A 2,774-nucleotide genomic window follows, 5' to 3' on the forward strand; every position below is an offset into this window, starting at 1 on the left:
CGGCCGCGACGGCCGCGGCCCCCGTCTTTTCGGCCGGACGCCCGGCTCCTCCTACAATCGGGCTCATCATGAGCGCCACACTCGTAGTCAAGGACCTCAGCGCCGGCCACGGCGAACGCACCCTCTTCTCCGGCCTGGACCTGGTCATCGCCCCCGGCGACGTGATCGGCCTGGTCGGCGTGAACGGCGCCGGCAAGTCGACCCTGCTGCGGCTGCTGGCCGGCCTGGACACCCCCGAGGGCGGCTCGCTGCGGCTGAGCCCGGCGAGCGCCAACGTCGGCCACCTGCCGCAGGAGCCGGAGCGGCGCGAGGGCGAGTCGGTGCGCGACTTCCTGGCCCGCCGCACCGGTGTGGCGGCCGCGCAGGCCGCGCTGGACGAGGCCACCGAGGGCCTGGTCGAGGGCCGGCCGGGCGCCGACGACGCGTACGCCGTCGGCCTGGAGCGCTGGCTGGACCTCGGCGGCGCCGACCTGGAGGAGCGCGCCGAGGAGGTCGCCGACTCGCTCGGGCTGAAGGTCTCGCTGGACCTGCCGATGACCGCCCTGTCCGGCGGCCAGGCCGCCCGGGCCGGCCTCGCCTCGCTGCTGCTCTCCCGCTACGACGTCTTCCTGCTCGACGAGCCCACCAACGACCTCGACCTGGACGGCCTGGAGCGACTGGAGTCCTTCGTCAAGGGCCTGCGCACGGGCACCGTGCTGATCAGCCACGACCGCGAGTTCCTGGCCCGCACCGTGACCAAGGTGCTGGAGCTGGACCTCCACCAGCAGCAGGTCAACCTGTACGGCGGCGGCTACGAGGCGTACCTGGAGGAGCGGGCGGTGGCCCGCCGGCACGCCCGCGAGGAGTACGACGAGTACGCCGACACCAAGGCCTCGCTGGAGGCCCGGGGCCAGATGCAGCGCAACTGGATGGAGCACGGCGTCCGCAACGCCCGCCGCAAGAGCAGCGACAACGACAAGAACGCCAAGGCGAAGCGCACCGAGTCCACCGAGAAGCAGGCCTCCAAGGCCCGGCAGACCCAGCGGATGATCGAGCGGCTGGACGTGGTCGAGGAGCCGCGCAAGGAGTGGGAGCTGCGGATGGAGATCGCCACCGCGCCGCGCTCCGGCTCGGTGGTGGCCACCCTGCGCGCGGCCGTCGCCAAGCGCGGCGACTTCTCCTTCGGACCGGTGGACCTGCAGATCGACTGGGCCGACCGGGTCGCCATCACCGGCGCCAACGGCGCGGGCAAGTCCACGCTGCTGGCCGCCCTGCTCGGCCGGCTCGAACTCGACGGCGGCAGCGCCTCGCTGGGCTCCGGCGTGGTGGTCGGCGAGGTGGACCAGGCGCGCGGGCTGTTCCTCGGCGGGGAGCCGCTGCTGGAGGCCTTCGCGGCCGCCGTGCCGGAGCTCGCGCCGGAGGACGTGCGCACCCTGCTGGCCAAGTTCGGCCTCAAGGCGGTGCACGTGCTGCGCCCGGCCGGCACCCTCTCCCCCGGTGAGCGCACCCGGGCCGCGCTGGCGCTGCTGCAGGCCCGCGGGGTCAACCTGCTGGTGCTGGACGAGCCCACCAACCACCTGGACCTGCCCGCGATCGAGCAGCTGGAGTCCGCGCTCGGCTCGTACACCGGCACCCTGCTGCTGGTCACCCACGACCGGCGGATGCTGGACACGGTGGCGGTGAACCGGCGGATCGAGGTCCGGGACGGGCGGGCGCACGAGCTGTAGGGGTTGCCGGGCCCGGGGAACGGGATCGGCCGCCGGCCGGATCGGCCTCCGGGGATTGACCTCCGGGATCGGTCTCCGGGGATTGGTCTCTACCTCTTCCCGGAAACCCCCTCCCGGAGGGGCCGTCATGTGCTGTGCTGTGCGCCATGGTTGACAGCACTGACAGCGCCGTGGCGGGGACGTCCCACCCGACCGTCCCGCTCACCCCCATGACGGTGCCCGCCCACGAGGCCGAGGCCCGCAGCAGGTCCTTCCACGACGTGATGGCGCAGCGCCGGACCGTCCGCGACTACTCCACCCGCCCGATCCCGGACGGGGTGGTCGAATGGGCGGTCCGGACCGCCTCCACCGCGCCCAGCGGCGCGCACGTCCAGCCCTGGCGGTTCGTGGTGATCACCGACCCGGAGCGCAAGCGGCGGCTGCGCGAGGCGGCCGAGACCGAGGAGCGCGAGTTCTACGGCCACCGGGCGTCCGAGGAGTGGCTGGCCGCGCTCGCCCCGATCGGCACCGACTGGCGCAAGCCGTTCCTGGAGGACGCGCCGGCCGTGATCGTGGTGTTCGAGGTGCACAAGGGCCCCGAGTCGCCGCGCCCGTACTACACCAAGGAGTCGGTGGGGATCGCGGTCGGGCTGCTGCTGGCCACGCTGCACCAGGCCGGCCTGGCCACGCTGACCCACACCCCGAGCCCGATGAAGTTCCTCAACGAGGTGTGCGACCGCCCGGCGGAGGAACGCGCCGCGTACGTCATCCCGGTCGGCTACCCGGCCGAGGGGGCGCGCGTGCCGGACCTGCGGCGCAAGGAGCTCGACGAGGTGATGGTCCGGCTCTGACGCGCCGGGGTGCGGCCGGGCGCGCCCGCCACCGGGGGGACGCGCCCGCCACCAGAGGGATATCCGATGGTGACAGGTCCCGGCCAAGGACATAATCGCCGCCATGAGCCAAGCACAGCCACGGCCCTGCGGCCTCGCCCCGCCGCTGGTGGAGGCGACCGCCGGGCGGCCGACCGAACGGCTGAGGCTGCCCGGACTGCGACATGTAGAGGCTCTGCGCGGGGAGGTCCACGTCGAA

The 2,774-nt window shown here is 73.7% G+C and carries 2 protein-coding genes; both read left to right on the forward strand.

Annotated features, from left to right (window positions below; genetic code table 11):
• Nucleotides 1-68 precede the first annotated feature (68 nt).
• A complete protein-coding gene (locus tag ACFU7Z_RS38430; RefSeq protein WP_380782765.1) occupies nucleotides 69-1,706 on the forward strand; it encodes an ABC-F family ATP-binding cassette domain-containing protein in 1,638 nt (545 codons plus the stop codon).
• A gap of 146 nt (nucleotides 1,707-1,852) precedes the next feature.
• Entirely contained in the window at nucleotides 1,853-2,536 is a 684-nt protein-coding gene (locus ACFU7Z_RS38435; RefSeq protein ID WP_049658730.1) for a nitroreductase family protein, read from the forward strand.
• Nucleotides 2,537-2,774 lie beyond the last annotated feature (238 nt).

The organism is Kitasatospora sp. NPDC057518 (assembly GCF_042802075.1).
Lineage (GTDB): Bacteria > Actinomycetota > Actinomycetes > Streptomycetales > Streptomycetaceae > Kitasatospora.